Origin of the sequence: Pseudomonas sp. HMSC057H01 (assembly GCF_001836405.1) — a bacterium.
GTDB lineage: Bacteria > Pseudomonadota > Gammaproteobacteria > Pseudomonadales > Pseudomonadaceae > Pseudomonas > Pseudomonas aeruginosa.
This window is the reverse complement of sequence record NZ_KV828506.1, coordinates 138,486-158,798: the sequence shown is the minus strand read 5'-3', so window position 1 is coordinate 158,798 and position 20,313 is coordinate 138,486. Positions and strand designations below refer to the sequence as shown.

Genomic DNA, 20,313 nt, shown 5'->3' with positions numbered 1-20,313 from the left:
GGGGAATGCCGGCGCGACTCAGGCCGCGCCGTTATTGGCGGCAGTCAGTCGAAGGCCGGACGCCGCGGGGGCGGCCAGCCAGGTCTCGGCGAGCGCGCCCCAATAGGCCGCGCCCCGGACCAGGATGTCGTCGTTGAAGTCATAGGCCGGGTTGTGCACCATCGGCCGTCCTCTGCCGTTGCCGATGAACAGGTAGCTGCCGGGGCAGCGCTGTAGCATCCAGGCGAAGTCCTCGCTGCCCATCAGCTTCGGCGTGGCGCCGTCGACCTGCTCCGCGCCGGCCAGCTCGACCCCGACCTGGCGGGCGAACTCGGTTTCCTCGACGCTGTTGACCAGCACCGGATAGGCCGGGTAGTGCTCGATGCTGGCCTGGCACCCATAGCTGGCGGCCTGCAACTCGATGATCTGGCGAACCCGCTGCAGCACCTGCTCGCGCACCTGGCCGTCGAGCGCCCGCAGGCTCAGGCGCAGCACGGCGCGCTGGGGTATGACGTTGGCCGCCTCGCCGGCCTGCAATGCACCGACCGTGACCACCGCGGCCTTCTGCGGATCGACGTTGCGCGCCACCACGCTCTGCAGGGCCATCACCGCGCTCGACGCGGCGAGCAGCGGATCGACGCTCAAGTGCGGCATCGAACCGTGGCCACCGACGCCCTCCAGGGTGACGCTCAGCAGGTCCTGGGAAGCCATCATCGGTCCCGCGCGGAAGCCCAGGTGCCCGGCCTCCAGTCCCGGCATGTTGTGCATGCCGAACAGCGCATCGCAGGGAAAGCGCTCCAGCAGCCCGTCGGCGAGCATCGCCTCGGCGCCGCCCTGGCCTTCCTCGGCGGGCTGGAAAATCAGTACCAGGGTGCCGTCGAAACGCCGCGTCGCCGCCAGGTAGCGTGCCGCGCCGAGCAGCATCGCGGTGTGTCCGTCGTGGCCGCAGGCGTGCATGCGCCCGCCGTGGCAGCTGCTGTAGCCGAGCCCCGTGGCCTCGACGATCGGCAGCGCATCCATGTCCGCCCGCAGGCCGAGCCGCCGCGTACCGTCGCCCTGGCGGAGGACGCCGACCACGCCGGTGCGGCCGATCCCTTCGTGCACTTCGTAGCCCCAGCCGCGCAGGCACTCGGCGACCAGCGCGGCGGTGCGTCGCTCCTCGAAGCCCAGTTCGGGATGGGCGTGGATGTCCTGGCGCAGGCTACGCAGGTCGTCGGCGACCTCCTCGAGCCAGGCCACGATGTGTCGATGTCGAGCCATGCCGTCTCTCCTCTGGCCGGATTGCGCTCCGGTCTTGTTGGCGGGAGGCCCGGACGCAAGGCCGGCCGGGCGTGGTCACAGCTAAGCGCGGCGCGCGGCGAAGGACAACGGAAGGCGGTTCCACTGGGTGGAACCCAAGGCCCGCGCCGCCCTGCGCCGGCGCGTCAGAACTGTTCCGGCGGCACTTCGCGGAAGTTCAGCACGGCGAACACCGGTACCTCGGGAGTGATCGAGGGAATATTGGCCATGTCCTTCAAGGGCTTGAGCTTCTCTTCCAGGTCGAAGTCGAGCAGCTTCAGCAGCACCGGCTCCAGGGTCGCCACCTGGACCAGCCCTTCGCCCTGGCGGGTGACCAGCACGTCGGCCTTCAGGCGGCGCTGCTGGCCGTGCAGGTCGAGGGTGAAGTCGAGCTTCTCGACCCGCGACTGACCGACCCGCAGGTCGTCGAAGCCGGCCATGTCCAGGCGGCTCTCCACGGTGGCCTCGGGGAAGCGCGAGGTTTCGAAGAAGTTGTCCTTCATTCGCTCGTCGCGCAGGGCCAGGCCGCTGTCCAGGGTGCCCAGCGGCACCACGATGCGCGCGACGCCCTGCTTGTCGATCTGGCCGCTGAGACGGTCGAAGCGCTGCACCTCGGCCATCTTCGCGCGTTTCACGGAAACGAAGCTGATCCGCGAGTAATCCGGCTCCAGTTGCCATTCCGCCGCCGACAGCAGCGGGCTGAGGAGCAACAACAGGACACACAATACAACAGGCATTCCACCTCCGGCTTCGGGCCGGCGCCGTCCCTCGCCCCGCGCCCCGACATGCGCCGCCGGTCAGTCCGGCAGCCTGTCCGCCTCGGGCATGAGCCGGCATCCCTCGCGCGGGCCCAGCCAGGCGGCCGTCTGCGTACTGCCGAGGCCGCGGGCGGTCACCCGGCGGCGGGCTTCGTCGTCGAAGAAGCCGCTGATCGGCACGTACTGTTGGGTATAGGCCCGGCAATAGTCCGCGGAGTTCCCCATCACGTAGCGGCAGGAGCAGTACTCCTTGGCCGTGTAGGCGCCGATGATGGCGGGAAAGGCCGCCAGGTGGATGCGGTTCTGCCAGGCCCACGCGAGGGCGGCGAGCAGCCCCAGGACGAACAGGAAGAGCAAGGGATGGCGACGGATCATGGCCGCGCCTCCCCGGCGAACGCCGCCTGCGCCAGGCGCAGGAATTCGTTGTGACGGAAACGCCCGTCGCGGTCGTCGGCGTAGCGCACGATCACCAGCTTCTCCTCGGGCAGCACGTAGAGCGCCTGGCCCCAGTGGCCGAGCGCGGCGAAGGCGGTCTCGGCGACGTCCGGCCAGGGCGCCCGCGCGCCTTTCACCGCACGGTTCAACCACCACTGGCCGCCCGGCACCGCCTCGCCCTCCTCTTCCGCGCTCGGCCGGTAGCGGGCGAAGGGCGTCAGGTTGAACTCGACCCATGCCAGCGGCAGCAGTTGCCGCTCGCGCCAGCGCCCGTGGCGCTGCATCAGCAGGCCGACGCGCGCCAGGTCGCGGGCGCTCATGTAGACGTACGACGAGCCGACGAACGTGCCGGCGGCGTCTCGCTCCCATACCGCCGAACGGATGCCCAGCGGCTCGAACAGCGCGCGCCAGGGGTACTCGGCATAGTCCGCGCCGAGCATGCCGTGGAGGGCCGCCGCCAGCACGTTGCTGTCGCCGCTGGAGTAGCGGAAACGCCGGCCCGGCGGCCGGGCCGGCGGGGTCTCGGCGACGAAGCCGGCCATGTCGTCACGCCCACGGGTGTAGAGCATCGCCACCACGGAGGATTTCAATGGCGCGAACTCGTAGTCCTCCTGCCAGTCCAGCCCGGAAGACCAGTTCAGCAGGTGGCGCAACGTCACCTCGGGATGACGGGCGAACGGCGGGTAGTAGCGCGCCACCGGGTCGTCGAGCTGGAAGCGCCCTTCGCCCTCGGCGACGCCGAGCAGCGTGGCGAGCAGGCTCTTGCTCACCGACCAGGTAAGGTGCGGGGTCTCGGCACGGCTCGGGCCGGCGTAGCGCTCATAGAGCAGGCGACCGTCGCGGATCACCACTACCGCGTCGGTACGGATGCCTTTGCGACGAACATCGTCGCGACGGCCGAAGGCATAGCGCTCGAATGCCTCCAGCGCCGGCCCCGCGGGCTGTTGGGCACGGGGCCAGTCGGTGTCGGGCCAGTCTTCGGCCAGGGCAGGGAGGGCGAATACCAGGGCCAGCGCGGCGAGGGCGCGGCGGGACAACGGCAAAGCGGGCATCGGCGGGCCCTCTCGACGGTCGAGGGGCAACCCTAGCATGGCGTCGATGACGCCAGGAAGCGCGGACTCAGCCGGGCATGCGGTAGTCGTCCGGACCGAGCAGGTCGATGCCGCACTCGAGGTTCTCGATCCAGTAGAGGAAGGCGCTGATCATTTCCTTGCCGACGAAGGGCCGCCCGTGTTGCGGCACGATCATCTCCACATCCATGTCCCGGACCATCCGCGCCCACAGGCGGCAGATCTTGTTCGCCGCCATGTAGCGGCGATGGAATCCGTCCATGTACTGGATATGCGCGGCGAAATCGCTGACCGGCGCGGCGTCGTCCACCAGCGAGGCGCCCATGTCGCCCGAGAAAAGGATCTTGCTCACCGGGTCGTAGAGCTGGAAGTTGCCCACCGAATGCAGGAAATGCGCGGGGATCGCCTTCAACGAGCAGTCGCCGAGAGCGATCGCCTGGCCGCGGTCGGGCAACGGCATGACCCGGTCGTAGGTGTTGATGCCATGGCTGACCGCCAGGTAGTTGGCCGTCAGGTGCGGCAGGAAGCGCGCCCACAGCTTGGAGCAGATCACCCGGGCGCGGGTGTGCAGCAGCCACTTGTCGAGGGCGGCGATGATGTCCGGGTCCTGGTGCGAAGCGAAGATGTAGTCCAGCTCCTGCAGCGGAAAGCGTTTCGACAATTCCAGCGAGAGCGGCGTGTAGGTCAGGTCGCCGCCGGGATCGAGCAGCAGGTACTGGCCGTTGTCGACGATCAGGAACTGGTTGGACTGGACCCCTTCGCCGCTGACGAGGTCATCGAAACACAGGCACTGGTGGCTGCCGTTGTCGAACAGCACGATCGGTTCGCGTCGCATGGTCGGTGAAATCTACTCTGTGCAGGCGCCGAGGAGCATTCCTCGCCGGATGCTGCGCAGGGTAAGCGCCTGCGGCGCGGCGCCTCACTGACCTGGGTCAAGCCCGAGGCGGGTCAAGGCCTTCTCCAGGCGAACTTTGCGGGCCCCGTTGGCAATCGCCAGCAAGCCGCGATCGCGTTGCCATAATGCCTCCCAGGTCGAGGCGTTGGCGGCGAAGGCGGCATCCAGTTGCCCCTCCAGCGCCGAGAACTGTTCGAACAGCCCAGCCAGTACCGCCTGGGTGCCGACGCAGGCGACCGGATGCCGCGCGACCTCGGCGCAGCCGCCGAGGATGCCGGCCAGGCGCAGCAGCAGCGGCGAGGGCCAGCCGCATTCATGGCCGACCCCATAGAGCCAGCCGACCAGCGCCGCCAGCACATGGACATCCTCCAGCAGGCGGAACGGCCTGACGTAGTCGTCCCAACCATCGCCGGGCAGGCGCTCGCAATGGGCACCGTCGAGCAACAGGCGGGAATGCGGCACATCCGGCATCAGCGGCAGCGCCGGCAACGCCTCCAGGCGCGCCCCCGGGGCGCCGGCCAGGACCACCGTCATCGACAGTCGCGGCGGCTGCCCCGGAGCCTCGTCGCGGGCGGCCACCAGCCACCAGGAGGCGCTGTCGCCAGCGGTGACGAAATCCTTTTGTCCATGCAGGACCAGCCCCTCCAGGCGGGTCTGCAGATCCGCCGGGCGCACGCTGCGCTTCTCGGTCACGCACAGCGCGCCGAGACCTTCCGGCGCCGCCGGCCAGAGCGCGCGCAGGGCCGCCTGGTAGCCGGCGAGGAAGGCCAGGCCCGGACTCGCCGCCAATCGTCCGCCGAGCACCGCCCGCTCCAGGGTGCCAAGACCGTCGGCGCGCGCCAGGGCGGCGGCGTGCCAGTCTTCCAGGGAGCCTTCGGTGGGCAGGCGGTCGAGCGGGCCGAGCAAGCGTTGCCAGGACATGGCGGACTCCAGTGTGGAATGTGTCGGAACCGGCATCCTGCCGAGGGTGCCAGCGTTGAACAACGGCGCGTTACATCCGGCGACAATGTCATACAAGCATCACGCCCCTGTCACAGGGGTGACACCGCGCCTTCCTAGCCTGAGCTTGCACAGCAAAGCCGAGCGGCCGCAACCCGCGGCGCCGGCCCAAGGAGGCCCAGGCATGACCCAGACCGCCATTACCCGCGAACCCGTCGCCGGACGCCGCCTGAAGGCCGAGCGCCTGAACGGCGCCCGCGCCCTGCGCGAGGCCCAGGCCCTGCGCTACCGCGTATTCAGCGCCGAGTTCGACGCCAAGCTCGAAGGCGCCGAAGACGGCCTCGACCGCGACGACTACGACCGTCACTGCGCACACATCGGCGTCCGCGACCTCGACAGCGGCGCCCTGGTGGCCACCACCCGGCTGCTCGACCATCGCGCCGCCGAACGCCTCGGGCGCTTCTACAGCGAAGAGGAGTTCCACCTCTCCGGCCTCGACGCCCTGCACGGCCCGGTCCTGGAGATCGGCCGCACCTGCGTCGCTCCCGAATACCGCAACGGCGCCACCATCGCGGTACTCTGGGGCGAACTCGCCGAGGTCCTCAACGAGGGCGGCTACCGCTACCTGATGGGCTGCGCCAGCATTCCCATGCGCGACGGCGGTATGCAGGCCAAGGCGGTGATGCAGCGGCTGCGCGAACGCTACCTGTGCACCGACTACCTGCAGGCCGAGCCGAAGAACCCGCTGCCGCCGCTGGACGTCCCGGAAAACCTCACCGCCGAGCTGCCGCCGCTGCTCAAGGCCTACATGCGCCTGGGCGCGAAGATCTGCGGCGAGCCCTGCTGGGACCCGGATTTCCAGGTCGCCGACGTGTTCATCCTGCTCAAGCGCGACGAACTCTGCCCGCGCTACGCCCGCCACTTCAAGGCGGCGGTCTGATGGCGCGGCTGCGCCTGCTGCTGCGCAGCGCCCGCCTGCTCGGGCTGGTCGCGCTCGGACTGGGCCTGGCCGCTTGGGTCAGCCTGCGCGAGCGGCTGCCCGGCGCCGACGTCACGCCGCTGCGCCAGCGCCTGACCCGCTGGTGGCTGGCGCGCCTCTGCGCGGCCCTGCCCTTCGAGGTCAGGGTCAGCGGCGAAGCGCCCCGGCAACCCATGCTGTGGGTAGCCAACCATGTGTCCTGGACCGATATCCCGCTGCTCGGCGCCCTGGCGCCGCTGACCTTCCTGTCCAAGGCCGAGGTGCGTGCCTGGCCGCTGGCCGGCTGGCTGGCGGAAAAGGCCGGCACCCTGTTCATCCGCCGCGGCTCGGGCGACAGCCGGCTGATCAACCAGCGCTTGGCCGAACAGCTGCACCGCGGACGCAACCTGCTGATCTTCCCGGAAGGGACCACCACCAACGGCGAAAGCCTGCGCACCTTCCACGGTCGCCTGATGGCCAGCGCCCTGGAAGCCGGCGTGGCGGTGCAGCCGGTGGCGATCAGCTACCGCCGCGACGGCGTGCCCGATGCGCAGGCGCCGTTCATCGGCGACGACGACCTGCTCAGCCACCTCGGCCGCCTGCTGCGCGGCGAGCGCGGCAGCGTGCATATCCAACTGCTGGAACCGATCCCCAGCCAGGGCCTGGACCGCGCCGAACTGGCCCGCCAGGCCCAGCAGGCGGTGCGCCTGGCGCTGTTCGGCACTGCCGCCCCTACGCAAACCCGGCGCGCCGCCTAGTCGCGCTTGGGCGGCACCGCCAGCACGTCACATGGCAGGTCGCCGAGGGCCGCCTCGGCCACGCTGCCGATCAGCGCGCGGCGGAAGCCGGTCAGGCCCTGGGTGCCGAGCACCGTCAACTGCGGCGCCTGGCGGCGTACCTCGGTCATGATCACGTTGATCGGCAAGCCTTCGCCGACGCGCAACTGGATGTCCTCGCGGCCCAGCCCCAGGCCGGCGACGTAGTCGCGCAGCTCGACGTTGGCCTTGAGTTCCTCCTGGTCGACGTAATGCTCGACGCGGTCTTCCTTGATCCCCGAATAACGCATCATGCCCTTGGCGAACGGCTCGAAGGCATGCAGCGCGGTGAGGCTGGCGGCGTCGAGGAAGCCGAGCTGGCCGGCCATCTGCACCGCGCGCGTCGAGGTCGGCGAGAAGTCCAGCGCCAGCAGCACCCGGCGGTACTCCTCTTCCGGCGCACCGGCCGCGCGCAGCACCGGGATCTTCGCATTGCGTACCACCCGCTCCAGGGTGGTGCCGATGAACAGATCGCGCAGCGGCGTGTGCCGGTGCGCGCCCATCACCAGCAGGTCGGCGCCGATCTCCTCGGCCACCGCGTTGATCACCACCACCGGATCGCCGACCCGCACGATCGCCTTGGACTCGACGCCGAGGCGCTCCTTCAGGGCCTGTCCGTTCACTTCCAGCAGGTTGGCGATGGCCAGCCGTTGCGGCGCGATCAGCACCGGCGGCTGGTCGTCGTCGAGCACGTTCAGCACGGTCAGTTCGGCATTCCTCGCCTTGGCCAGCGCCGCGGCGCGCATGACCGCCAGCTCAGAACGCGAGGACAGGTCGGTCGCCACCAGGATTCGTTTCATCTTCCACCTCCATTGGCAGAGCGTTGAACGTCGGCCCCATTGAACGATCGACGCGACCGCTGCCGTTTGATGTGCATCAAGCGGATGCTTCGGACTGAAACAATTGATAGGTGATTCCGCCGGCCGGGCCAATGGCCGCTGCGCCAGGCTCAGCGCTGGCTCAGGGCGAAAGCCTGGAGTTGCGGGTAGAAGGCGCGGAAATCCGCGCTCAGGTCATCGTAGCGCTGGGCCAGTTCTTCCCAGGAGCCGTCCAGCAGGTGCGGTCGCGACAGCCTCCGCGACATGCCGCCCAGCACTTCACGCAAGACCGCGAACTCGCGGTAGCTGCCCAGCCAGTCCTGGGCCGCCATCCGCGGCGCGATGCGCGCCAGGCGCTCCGGCAGCGGCGAGGCGGTGCGCAGGGTGCCGTAGACCCGCTCGACGAACTGCGGCAGCGGTTCGTCGGCGTAGTCGTTCCAGTCGCGCGCCAGGCAGTGGTCGAAGAACACGTCCAGCAGGACGCCGGCGAAACGCCGGCGCTCCAGCGGGAAGCGCCGCTTGGCCGCATGCACCAGTGGGTGGCTGTCGGTGAAGGCGTCGATGCGCCGGTGCAACTGGATGGCCCGCTCGATCTCGTCCGGCCATTGTCCCTGCAGGCGGCCCTTGACGAAGTCGCCGTACAGGCTGCCGAGCAGTTGGGCCGGTTGCGGGCCGCCGAGGTGGAGATGCGCGAGGTAGTTCATGCGGGCTAGCTTACCCCAGGGACGGAACGGTCGTTTCGATCATCGTCATCAGCCCTGTCGATAGCGACTATCGTCGCAATCGATCCCCATATCGTCCCACACCGATATATAGTTCGTCCCAACCCGATATGGACGGCCAACGGACCACCGCCATGCCACTGGACATCGACGAAATCATCAAGGCTCTCTCCCACCCGGTGCGACGCGACATGCTGCGCTGGCTGAAGGAACCGGAGAAGTACTTCGTCGAGCAGGACCACCCGTTCGAGATCGGCGTCTGCGCCGGCAAGTTCGACCAGCGTACCGGTCTCTCCCAGTCCACCGTATCGGTACACCTCGCCACCCTGCAACGCGCCGGTCTGGTGACCAGCCGCCGGGTCGGCCAGTGGAACTTCTTCAAGCGCAACGAGGAGACCATCCAGGCCTTCCTCGACCAACTCGGCGACGAGCTGTAAGCAGCACTCGCTTCCACCCCACCACCTCGCAGTCCAGGAGCTCGACCGATGCCGGCGTCTCTTCTCGTCCTCGCTTTATCCGCCTTTGCCATCGGTACCACCGAATTCGTCATCATGGGCCTGCTGCCGCAGGTCGCCGGCGACCTGCGGGTATCCATTCCCAGCGCCGGCTGGCTGATCAGCGGCTACGCCTTCGCCGTGGCCTTCGGCGCCCCGCTGATGGCCATGGCCACCGCCCGCCTGGAACGCAAGAAAGCCCTGCTCGCGCTGATGGGCATCTTCATCGTCGGCAACCTGCTCTGCGCGGTGGCCGCCAACTACGGCCTGCTGATGCTGGCGCGGATCGTCACCGCGCTCTGCCATGGCGCCTTCTTCGGCATCGGCTCGGTGGTCGCCGCCAGCCTGGTGGCGCCGAACCGCCGCGCTTCCGCCGTGGCCCTGATGTTCACCGGCCTGACCCTGGCCAACGTGCTCGGCGTGCCGCTGGGTACCGCGCTCGGCCAGGAAGCCGGCTGGCGCGCGACCTTCTGGGTGGTGACCCTGATCGGCGTGGTCGCCTTCGTCGGCCTGGCCAGGGTGCTGCCAAACGACCGCGAGGAAGAGAAGGTCGACCTGCGCCAGGAAATGTCCGCGCTGAAGAACCCGTCGCTGTGGCTGGCCCTGGGCACCACCGTGCTGTTCGCCGCCTCGATGTTCGCCCTGTTCACCTACGTCGCGCCGCTGCTCGGCGAAGTCACCGGGGTCAGCCCGCGCGGCGTGACCTGGACCCTGCTGCTGATCGGCGTCGGCCTGACCGTCGGCAACGTGATCGGCGGCCGCCTCGCCGACTGGCGCCTGGGCACCACCATGGCCGCGGTGTTCGCCGCCATGGCGCTGGTCTCGGCGCTGTTCAGCTGGACCAGCCAGGCCCTGCTGCCGGCGGAGATCACCCTGTTCTTCTGGGCCGCCGCCGCCTTCGCCGCGGTGCCCGCGCTGCAGGTCAACGTGGTCCGCGTCGGGCATGCCGCGCCGAACCTGGTGGCGACCCTGAACATCGGCGCCTTCAACGTCGGCAACGCGCTCGGCGCCTGGGTCGGCGGCAGCGTCATCGACCACGGCCTGGGCCTGACCCGCGTGCCGCTGGCCGCCGCCGCGCTGGCCGCGCTGGCGCTGCTGGCCACCCTGATCGCCTTTTCCGGAAACGGCCGCGCCCAGGCGCAGCCGGTCCTCGATTGATCCCCTGTCCGTCTATTCCCTAGTGGAGGATGTTCCATGGCTACTCTGTTCGATCCCATCGTGCTCGGCGACCTCGAGCTGCCCAACCGCATCGTCATGGCGCCGCTGACCCGCTGCCGCGCCGATGAAGGCCGCGTGCCCAACGCCCTGATGGCCGAGTACTACGCCCAGCGCGCCGATGCCGGCCTGATCCTCAGCGAGGCCACCGCGGTCACGCCGATGGGCGTGGGCTATCCCGACACCCCCGGCATCTGGTCCGATGACCAGGTCCGTGGCTGGAGCAACGTGACCAAGGCGGTGCACGCCGCCGGCGGGCGCATCTTCCTGCAACTCTGGCACGTCGGGCGGATTTCCGACCCGCTCTACCTGAATGGCGAGCTGCCGGTGGCGCCGAGCGCCATCGCCGCCGAGGGGCACGTCAGCCTGGTGCGCCCGAAGCGTCCCTACGTCACCCCGCGCGCGCTGGACACCGAGGAGATCGCCGACATCGTCGAGGCCTACCGCCAGGGCGCCGAGCGGGCCAAGGCCGCCGGCTTCGACGGCGTGGAGATCCACGGCGCCAACGGCTACCTGCTCGACCAGTTCCTCCAGGACAGCACCAACAAGCGCACCGACCGCTACGGCGGCTCCATCGAGAACCGCGCGCGCCTGCTGCTGGAAGTCACCGACGCGGCGATCTCCGTATGGGGCGCCCAGCGCGTCGGCGTACACCTGGCGCCGCGTGCCGACTCCCACGACATGGGCGATTCCAACCGCCTGGAAACCTTCAGCCATGTCGCCCGTGAGCTGGGCAAGCGCGGCATCGCCTTCATCTGCGCCCGCGAAGCGCAGGCCGACGACAGCATCGGCGTAGCCCTGAAGAAAGCCTTCGGCGGACCCTACATCGCCAACGAGCAGTTCACCCTCGACAGCGCCAACGCCATCCTGGCCAAGGGCGACGCCGATGCGGTGGCCTTCGGCGTCCCCTTCATCGCCAACCCGGACCTGGTCGAACGCCTGCGCCAGGGCGCCGAACTGAACCCGCCGCGCCCGGAAACCTTCTATACCGGCGGTACCGAAGGCTACCTGGACTATCCGACCCTGGCCTGATCGCGCCAGCCAGGAAGAGCCCGCCACGCTTGCCGTGGCGGGCTCTGTGCTTTGCCCGTCTAGCGCAGGCGGAAATACGGCTCCGGCTCCGCGCACGGATCGCGCTGGGCGCAGCCCTTGCAACCGCCGCCGCAACCGCCCGAGCTTTGCGCAGCCACCCGCTCGACCTTGCCGAGCGCGATCAGCCGCTCCAGGATCGCCTCCACCAGCGCCGGCGGCGCGTCCACCTGGCGGCTGAGCTGTTTCAGCCCACGCGCCTGGCCGTCTTCCAGGGCGGCGCGGATCTGCATGAGTGTCGCCATCAGTGACATCCTCCCTGCCCGCTCGGGGCATCGGCCATTCGGCCTGGCAGTTGCAGTACCTGCTCACGGCCGAACAGACGCAGGCAGGTCATCAGGATCAGGTTGAAGAGCAGCACCACGGCGATGGTCAGGACGCTACGCTCGGGGTGCGCGGCGAAGGTGGCGACCTGGTAGCAGAGGGTCGCCAGTGAGTAGGCGACGTTCAGCCCCCAGAGCACCGAGAAAGCCATCCAGCCCTTGCTGCTTTCCCGGGCGATCGCGCCCATGGCGGTCACGCAGGGCACGTAGAGCAGGACGAAGACCAGGTAGCTGTAGGCCGCGATGGGGCTGCCGAACTTGCTCGCCATGGTGCCCATCGAGCCGGTCTCCATGTCGCCGTCGGCCATGCTCGCCTCCACCGGGTTGGCCAGCACGCTGAGGCTGAAGGTATCGACCAGGCCGTCCCAGGTTTCGACCAGGGCGTCGCGCAGTTGCCCGGGCAGGTCGTAGCCTTCGTAGTCGAAGGCCTCGCCCTGGATCTGCTCGGCGGTGTAGAGGGTGTTCAGGGTGCCGACCACCACTTCCTTGGCCATCGCCCCGGTGACCAGGCCGACGGTGGCCTGCCAGTTGTCCGGCTGCACCCCGAGCGGCGCCAGCAGCGGAGTGAGACGCTGGCTGACGCTGGCCAGGGCGGAATGGCCGATGTCGCCCTGCACCGGCTTGCCGTCGAGGGTGATGCTGTTCAGGCCGCCGATCACCAGGCTGACCAGGATGATCACCTTGCCGGCCCGCACCACGAAGCCGCGCAGGCGCGACCAGGTCTGCAGCAGCAGGCTCTTAAGGTGTGGCACATGGTACAGCGGCAGTTCCATGACGAACGGCGAGGCCTCGCCGCGCATCAAAGTGTGCTTGAGCAACAGCCCGGTGAGGATCGCCACGACGATGCCGAGCAGGTACAGGGAGAAGATCACCAGCGCGCCGCCCTGGCCGAAGAAGGCCCCGGCGAATACGGCGAAGATCGCCAGGCGCGCGCCGCAGGACATGAACGGCGCCATCATGATGGTAATCAGCCGCTCGCGCTGCGCGTCCAGGGTCCGCGCACCCATGATCGACGGTACGTTGCAGCCGAAACCGACGATCAGCGGCACGAACGACTTGCCCGGCAGGCCCAGCGCCTGCATCAGGCGGTCCATGACGAAGGCCGCGCGGGCCATGTAGCCGGAATCCTCGAGCAGCGAGAGGAACAGGTACATCAAGCCGATCTGCGGCACCAGCGGCAACACCGTGTTGACCCCGCCGCCGATGCCCTGGGCGAGGAACGCCGTGAGCCAGTCGGGCAGGCCGAAGCGAATGCCCAGCCACTGGATGCCATCGATGAAGATCGCCGACGAGCCCTTGTCGAAGATCGGCTGTAGCGCCCCGCCGATGTTGATGGCGAAGAAGAACATCAGGTACATCACCAGCAGGAAGATCGGCAGGCCCAGCCAGCGATTCAGGACGATCCGGTCGAGCCATTGGGTCAGCCGGTGCGGCTGCGCCTGCTGGTGGTCGCAGACCGCCGCGCAGATCTCGCCGATAAGCCGGTAGCGCGCATCGACGATCGCCAGCTCGGGCTCCTCGCCGCAGCCCCGGCGCGCCTGTTCCAGGGTGGCGGGCGGCAAGCCCAGCGCCGGGCCGTTGAAGATGTCGCCTTCCAGCGCCTGCAACGCCAGCCAGCGCGGCTCGATGGCCGAGGCCGCCGGAGCGCGCGTTTCCAGAAGGTAGCCGACCTGCGCCTGGATGGCCGGCGGGTAGTCCACCGCCAGCGCCGCCTGCGGGACCTGCAACTCGTCGATGGCCGCCTTCAGCTCGTCGATGCCATCGGCGCGGGTGGACACCAGCGGCACCACCGGGCAACCGAGACGCCGCGCCAGACCGTCGATATCGATGCGGATGCGCTGGCTACGGGCGATGTCGAGCATGTTCAGCGCGACGATGCAGGGGATGCCCATCTCCCGCAACTGCACCGTGAGGTACAGGTTGCGCTCCAGGTTCGCCGCATCCACCACGTTGACCAGCACGTCGACTTCGCCGCTGGCGATGTAGCGGCAGGCGATCTGCTCGTCCAGCGAGGCCTGGGCGGAAACGCTGGTCAGCGAATAGGTGCCGGGCAGGTCGACCAGGCGTACCGCGTGGCGGGCGGTGTGGAACGCACCCTCCTTGCGCTCCACGGTGACGCCGGCCCAGTTGCCGACCCGCTGGCGCGAGCCGGTGAGCTGGTTGAACAGGGTGGTCTTGCCGGAGTTGGGATTGCCGATCAGGCCGAGGGTCAATGCGGTCATGGGGATTCCGGGCGGGGTCAGTCGAGCGGGACGAGGGTCAGCAGGGCGAGGTCCTTGCGCCGCAGCGCCAGGCTGGTCTGGCGGGTCTCGACCTGGATCGGGTCGCCCAGCGGGGCGATACGCACCACGCGCAGCGCCGCGCCGGGCAGAAGCCCCATGGAGAACAGGCGTTGGCGATAGCCGTTGCTGATGGCGGGGGAATAACCGGTGATGCGGTAGGAACGGGACGGTTGCAATGCGCTCATGGCGGATTCCAGGCAGAGGAAGGGACCAATGGCCTCCCTGGCCGGTGACCGAGAATCTAAACGACTCTCACTTAAGGCTCGCTTAAGGACGCAGTATCGGAGTGGAGGAGCAGCGGATTCGCTGATCCAGAGCAATGGAAGCGGGGATTTTCGCCGGGCGCGGCGAACTGTCGCCGCCAGCGCCCGGTGCGACGGGGCGGCTGGCGGCGCAAGGGGTCAGCGGGTATTGAGCTGCTGCTGCAGGTTCTGCACCTGGGCCTGGAGGGTGTTGATGTTGCGCATCACCTGGGTGCGGAAGGCGTCGAACTCGGCGGTATTGCCGCCCTGGGCCGGGCGATTGTCGAGCTGGCTGCGCAATACCAGCAGGTCGTCCTGGATACCCTTGATCGTCTGGCTCGGGTTGCCCTGCTTCTTCAGCGCCGCGACATCGCCGCCGAGGGCCTTGAGTTGCTCGTTGGTCTTGCCCAGTTCGACCTGCAGGGCTTTCAGCTTCTCCTGTTCGGCGGCCAGTGTCTGCAGCTTGCCGTCCAGTTGCGCGACCAGTTGCGCCGCGCTTTCCTGCTGGGCCTTGAGATCGCTGGCCAGTTGATCGAGGCGTTTGCCCTGGCCGCCGAACTGGTTGCTCACATCGGCCTGCTGGCGTTCCTGGCTGCCGAGTTTCTCCTGCAGTTGCTTGACCTGCAGGCGCAGCGCCTCGCGTTCGCTGGTGACGCTGGACTCGCTGGCGACCACCTTGCCGCGAATGTCGTCGAGGCGCCCGGCGGCTTCTTCGCTGATCCTCACGAAGCTTTCCTGGGTCGCCACCAACTGCTGTTCCATCAGGCTGATTTGCTGGTGGCTCCACCAACCCACCCCGGCGAGGGCGATCAGCATCGCCCCGAGCAGGGCCCAGAGCGGGCCGGTAGAGGCCGGACGGCGCTCCTTGGTGTCGACGACCCGGCGCTGCTCCGGTTCGTAGACGTGCCGCGGGTGGTGGCCGAATTCGTCGCGGTCGGCGGCATCGGTGGTCAGGCTGGGCACATCGTCGAGTTCGTCGAAAGCATCGTTACGCATGGTGAAAACCTGTGAAGGGGAACGGCATCCTGCCGGAGGCCTGGAGAAAGGGCCGAACGGCGCATTATATCGGTTCTGCCCCGCCCCTTCAGCGTCTGCTCGAAGCAAATTGCCGGACCGGGGCGCTCCACCGCGAAGCCGTGCGCCCCAAGACGGAGCGAACGCTGTCCGGCACAGACCGCCGCAGGCCGCCGCCGGTTCCCTGCCCCGCACGCCGGCGCTGGTCCGCGGCCCGCATGGCACGTCGCTTGCCTGGGCTTTGCCGGGCAGATTCGAGAGCCGGAGGATGCATGGAGTTGAACAAATCCTTGCTGGATTGCATGCGCGCCGTGCGCCGACGCCTGCGCGAGGAACAGGCGCTGGATATCCACTTCCAGCAACGCGATGCGGTCGCCGCGATGCAGGCGGCCTGCGCCCGCTCCGGCGATGCGACAACGCGGGAGCTGGGACTGCGCCTCGGCAGGCTCAGCGGGGTCGCGCTGCCGCCGGCGGAACCTTCCCTGTTGCCCGCGCAGGCGCCGAGCCGACAATACGCCGGCCCGCTACGCGGCTGATCAGAGTCCCTGGGCGCGCCACCAGGCGCAGAACTCGTCGAGCGCGGTCCACAGGCTGACCCGCGGGTCGTAGTCGAGGTATTCGCGGGCGCGGTTGATGTCCAGGGTGAAGTTCTTCGCCATCACCGCCATGCCCAGGCGGAACAGCACCGGCTCCGGACGCCCCGGCAGGATCCGGCAGACGCCTTCGTTGAGCGCCGCCAGGCCATAGCCGACGGCATACGGCAGGTGACCGCCGACCGGCGGCAGCTCGAGCTGGCGCATCACGTAGTTGACCGCATCCCAGAACGGTACCGGCTGCCCGTTGCTGATGTTGTAGACCTTGCCCAGCGCCGGCTCGCCGGCCAGCAGGCAACTGAACAGCGCGTCGTTGAGATTGTGCACGCTGGTGAAGTCGACCCGGTTCAGGCCGTTGCCGAGGATCCGCAGGCGTCCCTTGCGGTGGGCCTGGATCATTCGCGGGAAGATGCTGGTGTCGCCGGCACCGACCACGAAGCGCGGACGCAGCGCCAACACTTCCAGGCCCAGGTCGCGGGCGCTGAGCACCAGTTGCTCGGCCTGGTACTTGGTCGCCCCGTAATGGTCGGAAAAACGCCGGGGTACGTACTCTTCGTTCAGGTCCAGGTGGTCGCGCCCGTCGAAATAGATCGACGGCGACGACAGATGCACCAGGCGCCGCACCTTTTGCCGCATGCAGGCCTCGACGACGCTCTCGGCAAGCCCGACGTTGGCCGCCAGGAAGCGTTCGCGCGGCCCCCAGACTCCGACCGCGCCGGCACAATGCACCACCGCCTCGACATCCTCGCAGAGGCGCAGGACCAGCGCCGGGTCGGCGAGGTCGCCGGGAACGAACTCGGCGCCCCGCGCCACCAGATGCTCCACCGCGTCCGCACGACGACCGCTGACCCGTACCGACAGGCCCTGCTCCAGGGCGAAGCGAGCGAAACGCCCGCCGATGAAGCCCGTCGCCCCCGTTACCAGAATCCGCATTGCGTTTCTCCCGTTGTCCTTCTTGTGCCGCGACTCTAGCAACCCGGAGCCGCGCCACCACTGGCACAGCATGCCAGAACAACGACCTTGCGGGCCGCCGGCACGACTTGCGTTGGGCGACAGAAGCGGCGCTGCGCGCTACAAGGTCTAACCTGAAAGCCACCTGCACGCTGGGAGACGCACCATGGCCAGTCACTGGATGATCTACGGCGCCAACGGCTACACCGGCCGGCTGGTCGCTGAACAGGCGCAGCGCGAGGGCCTGACGCCGCTCCTCGGCGGACGCAACCCGGCCGCCCTGCACGCCCTCGGCAGCCAGCTCGGGCTGGAGTGCCGGGTCTTCGACCTGGGGGATCCGCAGGCCTGCCGCGAAGCCCTGGACCAGGTGAAGGTGGTGGCCCATTGCGCCGGTCCGTTCTCCGCCACTAGCACGCCGATGATCGCCGCCTGCCGTGCCGCCGGCACCCACTACGTGGATATCACTGGAGAGATCGCGGTGTTCGAGCAGGCCCACGCCGGCGACGCCGAGGCCCGCGAGGCCGGCATCGTGGTCTGCCCGGGCGTCGGCTTCGATGTGATCCCCACCGATTGCCTGGCCGCCTGCCTGAAGGAGGCGCTGCCGGACGCGCAACGGCTGGCGCTGGGCTTCGACACCGGCAGCGGGCTTTCGACGGGAACCGCGAAGACCAGCGTCGAAGGCCTCAAGCTCGGCGGCAAGATCCGCGAGAATGGCCGCCTGCGCGACGTACCGCTGGGCTACAAGCGCCGCGACATCGATTTCGGCCGCGGCCTGCGGCACGCCGTGACGATTCCCTGGGGCGACGTGGCCACCGCCTACTACAGCACCGGCATCCCGGACATCGAGGTCTACCTGCCGGCGCCGCCGCTGCTGGCCCTGAGCATGCGCCTGATCGACCCACTGCGTCCGCTGCTCGGTCGGCAACGGGTCCAGGACTGGCTCAAGGGGCAGGTCGACAAACGTATCTCCGGCCCCGACCAGGCGGCCCGCGAGCGTCTGCGCACCTGGGTCTGGGGCGAGGCGCGCAACGCCCGCGGCGAACGCCGCACGGCGCGCCTGGAGACGGCCAACGTGTACGACCTGACCCTGCACGGCGTGCTCCTGGCAGTGCGCCACCTGCTGGACTACCAGGGGCCCGGCGGCTACTTCACGCCATCGCGGTTGCTCGGCGCGCGCTGCGTCGAATCGTTGCCCGGCTCCGGACGAATCACCGTCATCGGCTGATCAACCTGACACCCGCACCAAGCCGTCGCCGGCGCGGGCGAGCAGGTGCTCGGTGAGCGACGCGAGCAGTTCGCCGCCGTTGCGCCAGTAGTGCCAGTACAACGGTACGTCGATGACCTGGCCGGGCAGCAGCTCGACCAGTTCGCCGCGCGCCAGCTCGCCTTGCACCTGGCGCTCCGGCACCAGGCCCCAGCCGAGACCGCCGGCGGTGAGGCGGACGAAACCTTCCGAGGATGGGCAGAGGTGGTGGATGAAACCGCCCTCGACGCCGAGGTCCTTGAGAAAGCGGTGTTGCAGCAGGTCGTCCGGGCCGAACACGATCGCCGGCACGCCGGCCAGGGCGGCCGCCTCGACCCCGCGGGGAAAGTGCCGGGCAATGAAATCCGGGCTGGCCAGGCCGCGATAACGCATGGCTCCGAGCAGCAGCGAACGCGCGCCGGCCACCGGCCGCGCGCTACCGCACACGCAGCCCGCCACTTCGCCCGCGCGCATGCGCTTGAGCCCGACCTCCTGGTCCTCCACCACAAGGTCCAGCAGCACCCGCCGCTCGGCGCAGAAATCGCCCACCGCGGCGGCCCACCAGGTCGCCAGGCTATCGGCGTTGAGAGCGATGCGCAGGCGCTCCGGGGCACCGCCTTCATCCAGGTTCGGCACCCAGCGCTGCAGGTCGCCCTCCAGCAGCCGCACCTGCTGCACATGGTTGAGCAGGCGGCGCCCGAGATCGGTGGGATGCGGCGGCGTCTCGCGCACCAGGACCGGCTGGCCGACCCGCGCCTCGAGCAGCTTGATCCGCTGCGATACCGCCGATTGCGACAGCCCCAGCGCCTGTGCGGCGCGCTCGAAACCGCCCTGCTCCACCACCGCGGCCAGCGCGGCGAGCAACTTGTAGTCGAACAAAATCAGTTTTCCTAATGAGAGATCAGCAGGATTCGTTTTCCTTATAAACCGCCCGCGGCCACACTCGCCAGCACTTTTCCGATTCACCCGACGCGGACCGACCATGGCTGGCGAAACCTCGCTGCGCACCCTGCTGCGCACGCTCACTCCCGAACTCAATCCCGGCGACTATGTGTTCTGTACCTGCGCCGATGGCGCGCTGCCGAACGGCGCCGAGCCGCTCGCCAGCTTCCGCGAGCGCGAGGGCCTGACCCTGGTGCTCGAACGCCGGCAGGCCGAACGCCTGGGCCTGCCCTACGAATACGTGGCGGCCTGGATCACCCTGACGGTGCACTCCTCGCTGGCGGCGGTGGGCCTGACCGCCGCCTTCGCCACGGCGCTAGCCGAAGCCGGGATCAGTTGCAACGTGATGGCCGGCTATTTCCACGACCACCTGTTCGTCGCCCGCGACGAGGGCCGGCGCGCCCTCGCCGTGCTCCAGCGGCTGGCGGCGGAGGCACACTGACATGTGGCAGAGCTATCTCAACGGCATCCTGGTGGCTGCCGGCCTGATCATCGCCATCGGCGCGCAGAATGCCTTCGTCCTCGCGCAGAGCCTGCGCCGCGAGCATCACCTCTCGGTGGCCGCGCTCTGCGTGTTCTGCGACGCGGTGCTGGTCAGCCTCGGCGTGTTCGGCCTGGCCAAGCTGCTGCTGGAAAACCCGACGCTGCTGGCCATCGCCCGCTGGGGCGGGATCGCCTTCCTGACCTGGTACGGGCTCAAGGCGCTGCTTCGCGCGTTGCGCCCGGACGCTCTCGGCAACGCCGCGGAAACCGGGCCACGCTCGCGCAAGGCGGTGCTTCTGGCGGCACTGGCGGTCACCCTGCTCAACCCCCACGTCTATCTCGATACCGTACTTCTGATCGGTTCGCTCGGCGCCCAGCAGGCCGCGCCGGGCGCCTATGCCCTCGGCGCGGCCAGCGCCTCGCTGATGTGGTTCTTCGCCCTCGCCCTCGGCGCGGCGTGGCTGGCCCCCTGGCTGGCGCGCCCGGCCACCTGGCGCCTGCTCGACCTGATGGTGGCGGCCATGATGCTGGGCATGGCCGCGCAACTGCTGTTCCGGGGATAACGCGGTTTCCGTCTTCCCGAGCGAACCCTCGCGCCGCCAGGCAGTCCAGAGAGAATGCGGCGGTGTTCGCCGGCGAGCTTGCAGAAGCCCGTCGCAGCGCGCCGCCGCCGGCCTTTGCCCCTACAGTTGCTGCGTGGATATGCCCCGACACGGGTGCTATGATCCGGAGTTCGCGGCACTGGGAGCCTAGGCTCCGAGTCGCACCCGGCGCC

The 20,313-nt window shown here is 69.0% G+C and carries 23 protein-coding genes; 9 read left to right on the top strand and 14 right to left on the bottom strand.

All coding sequences use genetic code 11. The features are described from left to right. Window positions 1-18: 18 nt before the first annotated feature. From HMPREF2581_RS21750 to HMPREF2581_RS21725, 6 genes are all read right to left on the bottom strand, one after another. The gene (locus tag HMPREF2581_RS21750) at window positions 19-1,239 is read right to left on the bottom strand and encodes a M20 aminoacylase family protein (RefSeq protein ID WP_003093956.1); all 1,221 of its coding nucleotides are present in this window, start codon (window positions 1,237-1,239) and stop codon (window positions 19-21) included. 164 nt (window positions 1,240-1,403) lie between these two features. Further along, window positions 1,404-1,994, bottom strand: coding sequence for a YceI family protein (locus HMPREF2581_RS21745; protein ID WP_003093959.1), 591 nt, complete (start codon window positions 1,992-1,994; stop codon window positions 1,404-1,406). A 60-nt stretch (window positions 1,995-2,054) separates the two neighbouring features. Next, window positions 2,055-2,390: a hypothetical protein gene (locus HMPREF2581_RS21740; RefSeq protein WP_003093963.1), complete on the bottom strand. Its 336-nt coding sequence runs from the start codon at window positions 2,388-2,390 to the stop codon at window positions 2,055-2,057. Continuing rightward, the gene (locus HMPREF2581_RS21735) at window positions 2,387-3,502 is read right to left on the bottom strand and encodes a serine hydrolase domain-containing protein (protein ID WP_003093965.1); all 1,116 of its coding nucleotides are present in this window, start codon (window positions 3,500-3,502) and stop codon (window positions 2,387-2,389) included. The genes HMPREF2581_RS21740 and HMPREF2581_RS21735 overlap by 4 nt, the downstream gene beginning before the upstream one ends. A gap of 67 nt (window positions 3,503-3,569) precedes the next feature. Next, a complete protein-coding gene (locus HMPREF2581_RS21730) occupies window positions 3,570-4,355 on the bottom strand; it encodes an oxygen-binding di-iron domain-containing protein (protein WP_003093967.1) in 786 nt (261 codons plus the stop codon). 84 nt (window positions 4,356-4,439) lie between these two features. Next, window positions 4,440-5,336, bottom strand: a complete 897-nt coding sequence (locus HMPREF2581_RS21725) for an acyl-CoA dehydrogenase middle domain-containing protein (protein ID WP_003093969.1) — start codon at window positions 5,334-5,336, stop codon at window positions 4,440-4,442. 202 nt (window positions 5,337-5,538) lie between these two features. Between HMPREF2581_RS21725 and olsB the strand changes: the two genes are divergently transcribed. Both olsB and olsA read left to right on the top strand, forming a co-directional pair. Further along, on the top strand, window positions 5,539-6,294 hold the full coding sequence (gene olsB, locus HMPREF2581_RS21720; protein WP_003093970.1) for an L-ornithine N(alpha)-acyltransferase: 756 nt from the start codon (window positions 5,539-5,541) through the stop codon (window positions 6,292-6,294). Then, window positions 6,294-7,070, top strand: coding sequence for a lyso-ornithine lipid O-acyltransferase (gene olsA, locus HMPREF2581_RS21715; protein ID WP_003112769.1), 777 nt, complete (start codon window positions 6,294-6,296; stop codon window positions 7,068-7,070). Before olsB ends, olsA begins: the two co-directional genes overlap by 1 nt. On the opposite strand, the gene HMPREF2581_RS21710 is transcribed toward olsA, so the two are convergent. Next, window positions 7,067-7,927, bottom strand: coding sequence for a universal stress protein (locus HMPREF2581_RS21710; RefSeq protein ID WP_003093974.1), 861 nt, complete (start codon window positions 7,925-7,927; stop codon window positions 7,067-7,069). The genes olsA and HMPREF2581_RS21710 overlap by 4 nt on opposite strands. A gap of 149 nt (window positions 7,928-8,076) precedes the next feature. Beyond that, window positions 8,077-8,649 carry an acyl carrier protein phosphodiesterase gene (locus HMPREF2581_RS21705; protein WP_003093976.1) on the bottom strand — a complete coding sequence of 191 codons (573 nt, stop codon included), beginning with the start codon at window positions 8,647-8,649 and terminating at the stop codon, window positions 8,077-8,079. A 152-nt stretch (window positions 8,650-8,801) separates the two neighbouring features. On the opposite strand from HMPREF2581_RS21705, the gene pyeR reads away from it, so the two are divergent. From pyeR to HMPREF2581_RS21690, 3 genes are read left to right on the top strand one after another with little or no spacing between them, the layout of a single operon-like run. Then, window positions 8,802-9,104, top strand: a complete 303-nt coding sequence (gene pyeR, locus HMPREF2581_RS21700; protein ID WP_003093978.1) for an ArsR family transcriptional repressor PyeR — start codon at window positions 8,802-8,804, stop codon at window positions 9,102-9,104. Window positions 9,105-9,152: 48 nt separating this feature from the next. After that, window positions 9,153-10,319 (top strand): MFS transporter, encoded by a 1,167-nt coding sequence (locus HMPREF2581_RS21695; protein WP_003103801.1) that lies wholly within the window; start codon window positions 9,153-9,155, stop codon window positions 10,317-10,319. Between the two features lie 36 nt (window positions 10,320-10,355). Further along, on the top strand, window positions 10,356-11,408 hold the full coding sequence (locus HMPREF2581_RS21690; protein WP_003103810.1) for an alkene reductase: 1,053 nt from the start codon (window positions 10,356-10,358) through the stop codon (window positions 11,406-11,408). Between the two features lie 59 nt (window positions 11,409-11,467). Here HMPREF2581_RS21690 and HMPREF2581_RS21685 read toward each other — a convergent pair whose 3' ends face one another. From HMPREF2581_RS21685 to HMPREF2581_RS21670, 4 genes are all read right to left on the bottom strand, one after another. Next, window positions 11,468-11,710 (bottom strand): FeoC-like transcriptional regulator, encoded by a 243-nt coding sequence (locus HMPREF2581_RS21685; protein WP_003093982.1) that lies wholly within the window; start codon window positions 11,708-11,710, stop codon window positions 11,468-11,470. After that, entirely contained in the window at window positions 11,710-14,010 is a 2,301-nt protein-coding gene (gene feoB, locus HMPREF2581_RS21680; protein ID WP_003111342.1) for a Fe(2+) transporter permease subunit FeoB, read from the bottom strand. Before feoB ends, HMPREF2581_RS21685 begins: the two co-directional genes overlap by 1 nt. A gap of 17 nt (window positions 14,011-14,027) precedes the next feature. Next, window positions 14,028-14,255, bottom strand: coding sequence for a ferrous iron transporter A (gene feoA, locus HMPREF2581_RS21675; RefSeq protein WP_003103819.1), 228 nt, complete (start codon window positions 14,253-14,255; stop codon window positions 14,028-14,030). A gap of 216 nt (window positions 14,256-14,471) precedes the next feature. After that, on the bottom strand, window positions 14,472-15,308 hold the full coding sequence (locus HMPREF2581_RS21670) for an ATPase (protein ID WP_003093989.1): 837 nt from the start codon (window positions 15,306-15,308) through the stop codon (window positions 14,472-14,474). Between the two features lie 290 nt (window positions 15,309-15,598). Between HMPREF2581_RS21670 and HMPREF2581_RS21665 the strand changes: the two genes are divergently transcribed. Then, window positions 15,599-15,862: a hypothetical protein gene (locus HMPREF2581_RS21665; RefSeq protein ID WP_016254086.1), complete on the top strand. Its 264-nt coding sequence runs from the start codon at window positions 15,599-15,601 to the stop codon at window positions 15,860-15,862. On the opposite strand, the gene HMPREF2581_RS21660 is transcribed toward HMPREF2581_RS21665, so the two are convergent. Next, window positions 15,863-16,852 (bottom strand): NAD-dependent epimerase/dehydratase family protein, encoded by a 990-nt coding sequence (locus HMPREF2581_RS21660; protein WP_003141244.1) that lies wholly within the window; start codon window positions 16,850-16,852, stop codon window positions 15,863-15,865. A 184-nt stretch (window positions 16,853-17,036) separates the two neighbouring features. Here HMPREF2581_RS21660 and HMPREF2581_RS21655 point away from each other — a divergent pair, with 184 nt between their 5' ends. Then, window positions 17,037-18,095: a saccharopine dehydrogenase family protein gene (locus HMPREF2581_RS21655; RefSeq protein ID WP_003141247.1), complete on the top strand. Its 1,059-nt coding sequence runs from the start codon at window positions 17,037-17,039 to the stop codon at window positions 18,093-18,095. Here the strand turns inward: HMPREF2581_RS21655 and HMPREF2581_RS21650 are convergent, their stop codons facing one another. After that, window positions 18,096-18,998 (bottom strand): LysR family transcriptional regulator ArgP, encoded by a 903-nt coding sequence (locus tag HMPREF2581_RS21650; protein WP_003120877.1) that lies wholly within the window; start codon window positions 18,996-18,998, stop codon window positions 18,096-18,098. 97 nt (window positions 18,999-19,095) lie between these two features. Between HMPREF2581_RS21650 and HMPREF2581_RS21645 the strand changes: the two genes are divergently transcribed. After that, on the top strand, window positions 19,096-19,497 hold the full coding sequence (locus HMPREF2581_RS21645) for an ACT domain-containing protein (protein WP_003094000.1): 402 nt from the start codon (window positions 19,096-19,098) through the stop codon (window positions 19,495-19,497). Between the two features lies 1 nt (window position 19,498). Beyond that, window positions 19,499-20,101 carry a LysE/ArgO family amino acid transporter gene (locus HMPREF2581_RS21640; RefSeq protein WP_003094003.1) on the top strand — a complete coding sequence of 201 codons (603 nt, stop codon included), beginning with the start codon at window positions 19,499-19,501 and terminating at the stop codon, window positions 20,099-20,101. The last annotated feature ends 212 nt before the right edge of the window (window positions 20,102-20,313 follow it).

What these genes read in the sequence shown, in the direction of transcription:
- HMPREF2581_RS21750 (WP_003093956.1), bottom strand. Translation starts at nt 1,239, where the DNA reads ATGGCTCGACATCGACACATCGTGGCCTGGCTCGAGGAGGTCGCCGAC.
- HMPREF2581_RS21745 (WP_003093959.1), bottom strand. Translation starts at nt 1,994, where the DNA reads ATGCCTGTTGTATTGTGTGTCCTGTTGTTGCTCCTCAGCCCGCTGCTG.
- HMPREF2581_RS21740 (WP_003093963.1), bottom strand. Translation starts at nt 2,390, where the DNA reads ATGATCCGTCGCCATCCCTTGCTCTTCCTGTTCGTCCTGGGGCTGCTC.
- HMPREF2581_RS21735 (WP_003093965.1), bottom strand. Translation starts at nt 3,502, where the DNA reads ATGCCCGCTTTGCCGTTGTCCCGCCGCGCCCTCGCCGCGCTGGCCCTG.
- HMPREF2581_RS21730 (WP_003093967.1), bottom strand. Translation starts at nt 4,355, where the DNA reads ATGCGACGCGAACCGATCGTGCTGTTCGACAACGGCAGCCACCAGTGC.
- HMPREF2581_RS21725 (WP_003093969.1), bottom strand. Translation starts at nt 5,336, where the DNA reads ATGTCCTGGCAACGCTTGCTCGGCCCGCTCGACCGCCTGCCCACCGAA.
- olsB (WP_003093970.1), top strand. Translation starts at nt 5,539, where the DNA reads ATGACCCAGACCGCCATTACCCGCGAACCCGTCGCCGGACGCCGCCTG.
- olsA (WP_003112769.1), top strand. Translation starts at nt 6,294, where the DNA reads ATGGCGCGGCTGCGCCTGCTGCTGCGCAGCGCCCGCCTGCTCGGGCTG.
- HMPREF2581_RS21710 (WP_003093974.1), bottom strand. Translation starts at nt 7,927, where the DNA reads ATGAAACGAATCCTGGTGGCGACCGACCTGTCCTCGCGTTCTGAGCTG.
- HMPREF2581_RS21705 (WP_003093976.1), bottom strand. Translation starts at nt 8,649, where the DNA reads ATGAACTACCTCGCGCATCTCCACCTCGGCGGCCCGCAACCGGCCCAA.
- pyeR (WP_003093978.1), top strand. Translation starts at nt 8,802, where the DNA reads ATGCCACTGGACATCGACGAAATCATCAAGGCTCTCTCCCACCCGGTG.
- HMPREF2581_RS21695 (WP_003103801.1), top strand. Translation starts at nt 9,153, where the DNA reads ATGCCGGCGTCTCTTCTCGTCCTCGCTTTATCCGCCTTTGCCATCGGT.
- HMPREF2581_RS21690 (WP_003103810.1), top strand. Translation starts at nt 10,356, where the DNA reads ATGGCTACTCTGTTCGATCCCATCGTGCTCGGCGACCTCGAGCTGCCC.
- HMPREF2581_RS21685 (WP_003093982.1), bottom strand. Translation starts at nt 11,710, where the DNA reads ATGGCGACACTCATGCAGATCCGCGCCGCCCTGGAAGACGGCCAGGCG.
- feoB (WP_003111342.1), bottom strand. Translation starts at nt 14,010, where the DNA reads ATGACCGCATTGACCCTCGGCCTGATCGGCAATCCCAACTCCGGCAAG.
- feoA (WP_003103819.1), bottom strand. Translation starts at nt 14,255, where the DNA reads ATGAGCGCATTGCAACCGTCCCGTTCCTACCGCATCACCGGTTATTCC.
- HMPREF2581_RS21670 (WP_003093989.1), bottom strand. Translation starts at nt 15,308, where the DNA reads ATGCGTAACGATGCTTTCGACGAACTCGACGATGTGCCCAGCCTGACC.
- HMPREF2581_RS21665 (WP_016254086.1), top strand. Translation starts at nt 15,599, where the DNA reads ATGGAGTTGAACAAATCCTTGCTGGATTGCATGCGCGCCGTGCGCCGA.
- HMPREF2581_RS21660 (WP_003141244.1), bottom strand. Translation starts at nt 16,852, where the DNA reads ATGCGGATTCTGGTAACGGGGGCGACGGGCTTCATCGGCGGGCGTTTC.
- HMPREF2581_RS21655 (WP_003141247.1), top strand. Translation starts at nt 17,037, where the DNA reads ATGGCCAGTCACTGGATGATCTACGGCGCCAACGGCTACACCGGCCGG.
- HMPREF2581_RS21645 (WP_003094000.1), top strand. Translation starts at nt 19,096, where the DNA reads ATGGCTGGCGAAACCTCGCTGCGCACCCTGCTGCGCACGCTCACTCCC.
- HMPREF2581_RS21640 (WP_003094003.1), top strand. Translation starts at nt 19,499, where the DNA reads ATGTGGCAGAGCTATCTCAACGGCATCCTGGTGGCTGCCGGCCTGATC.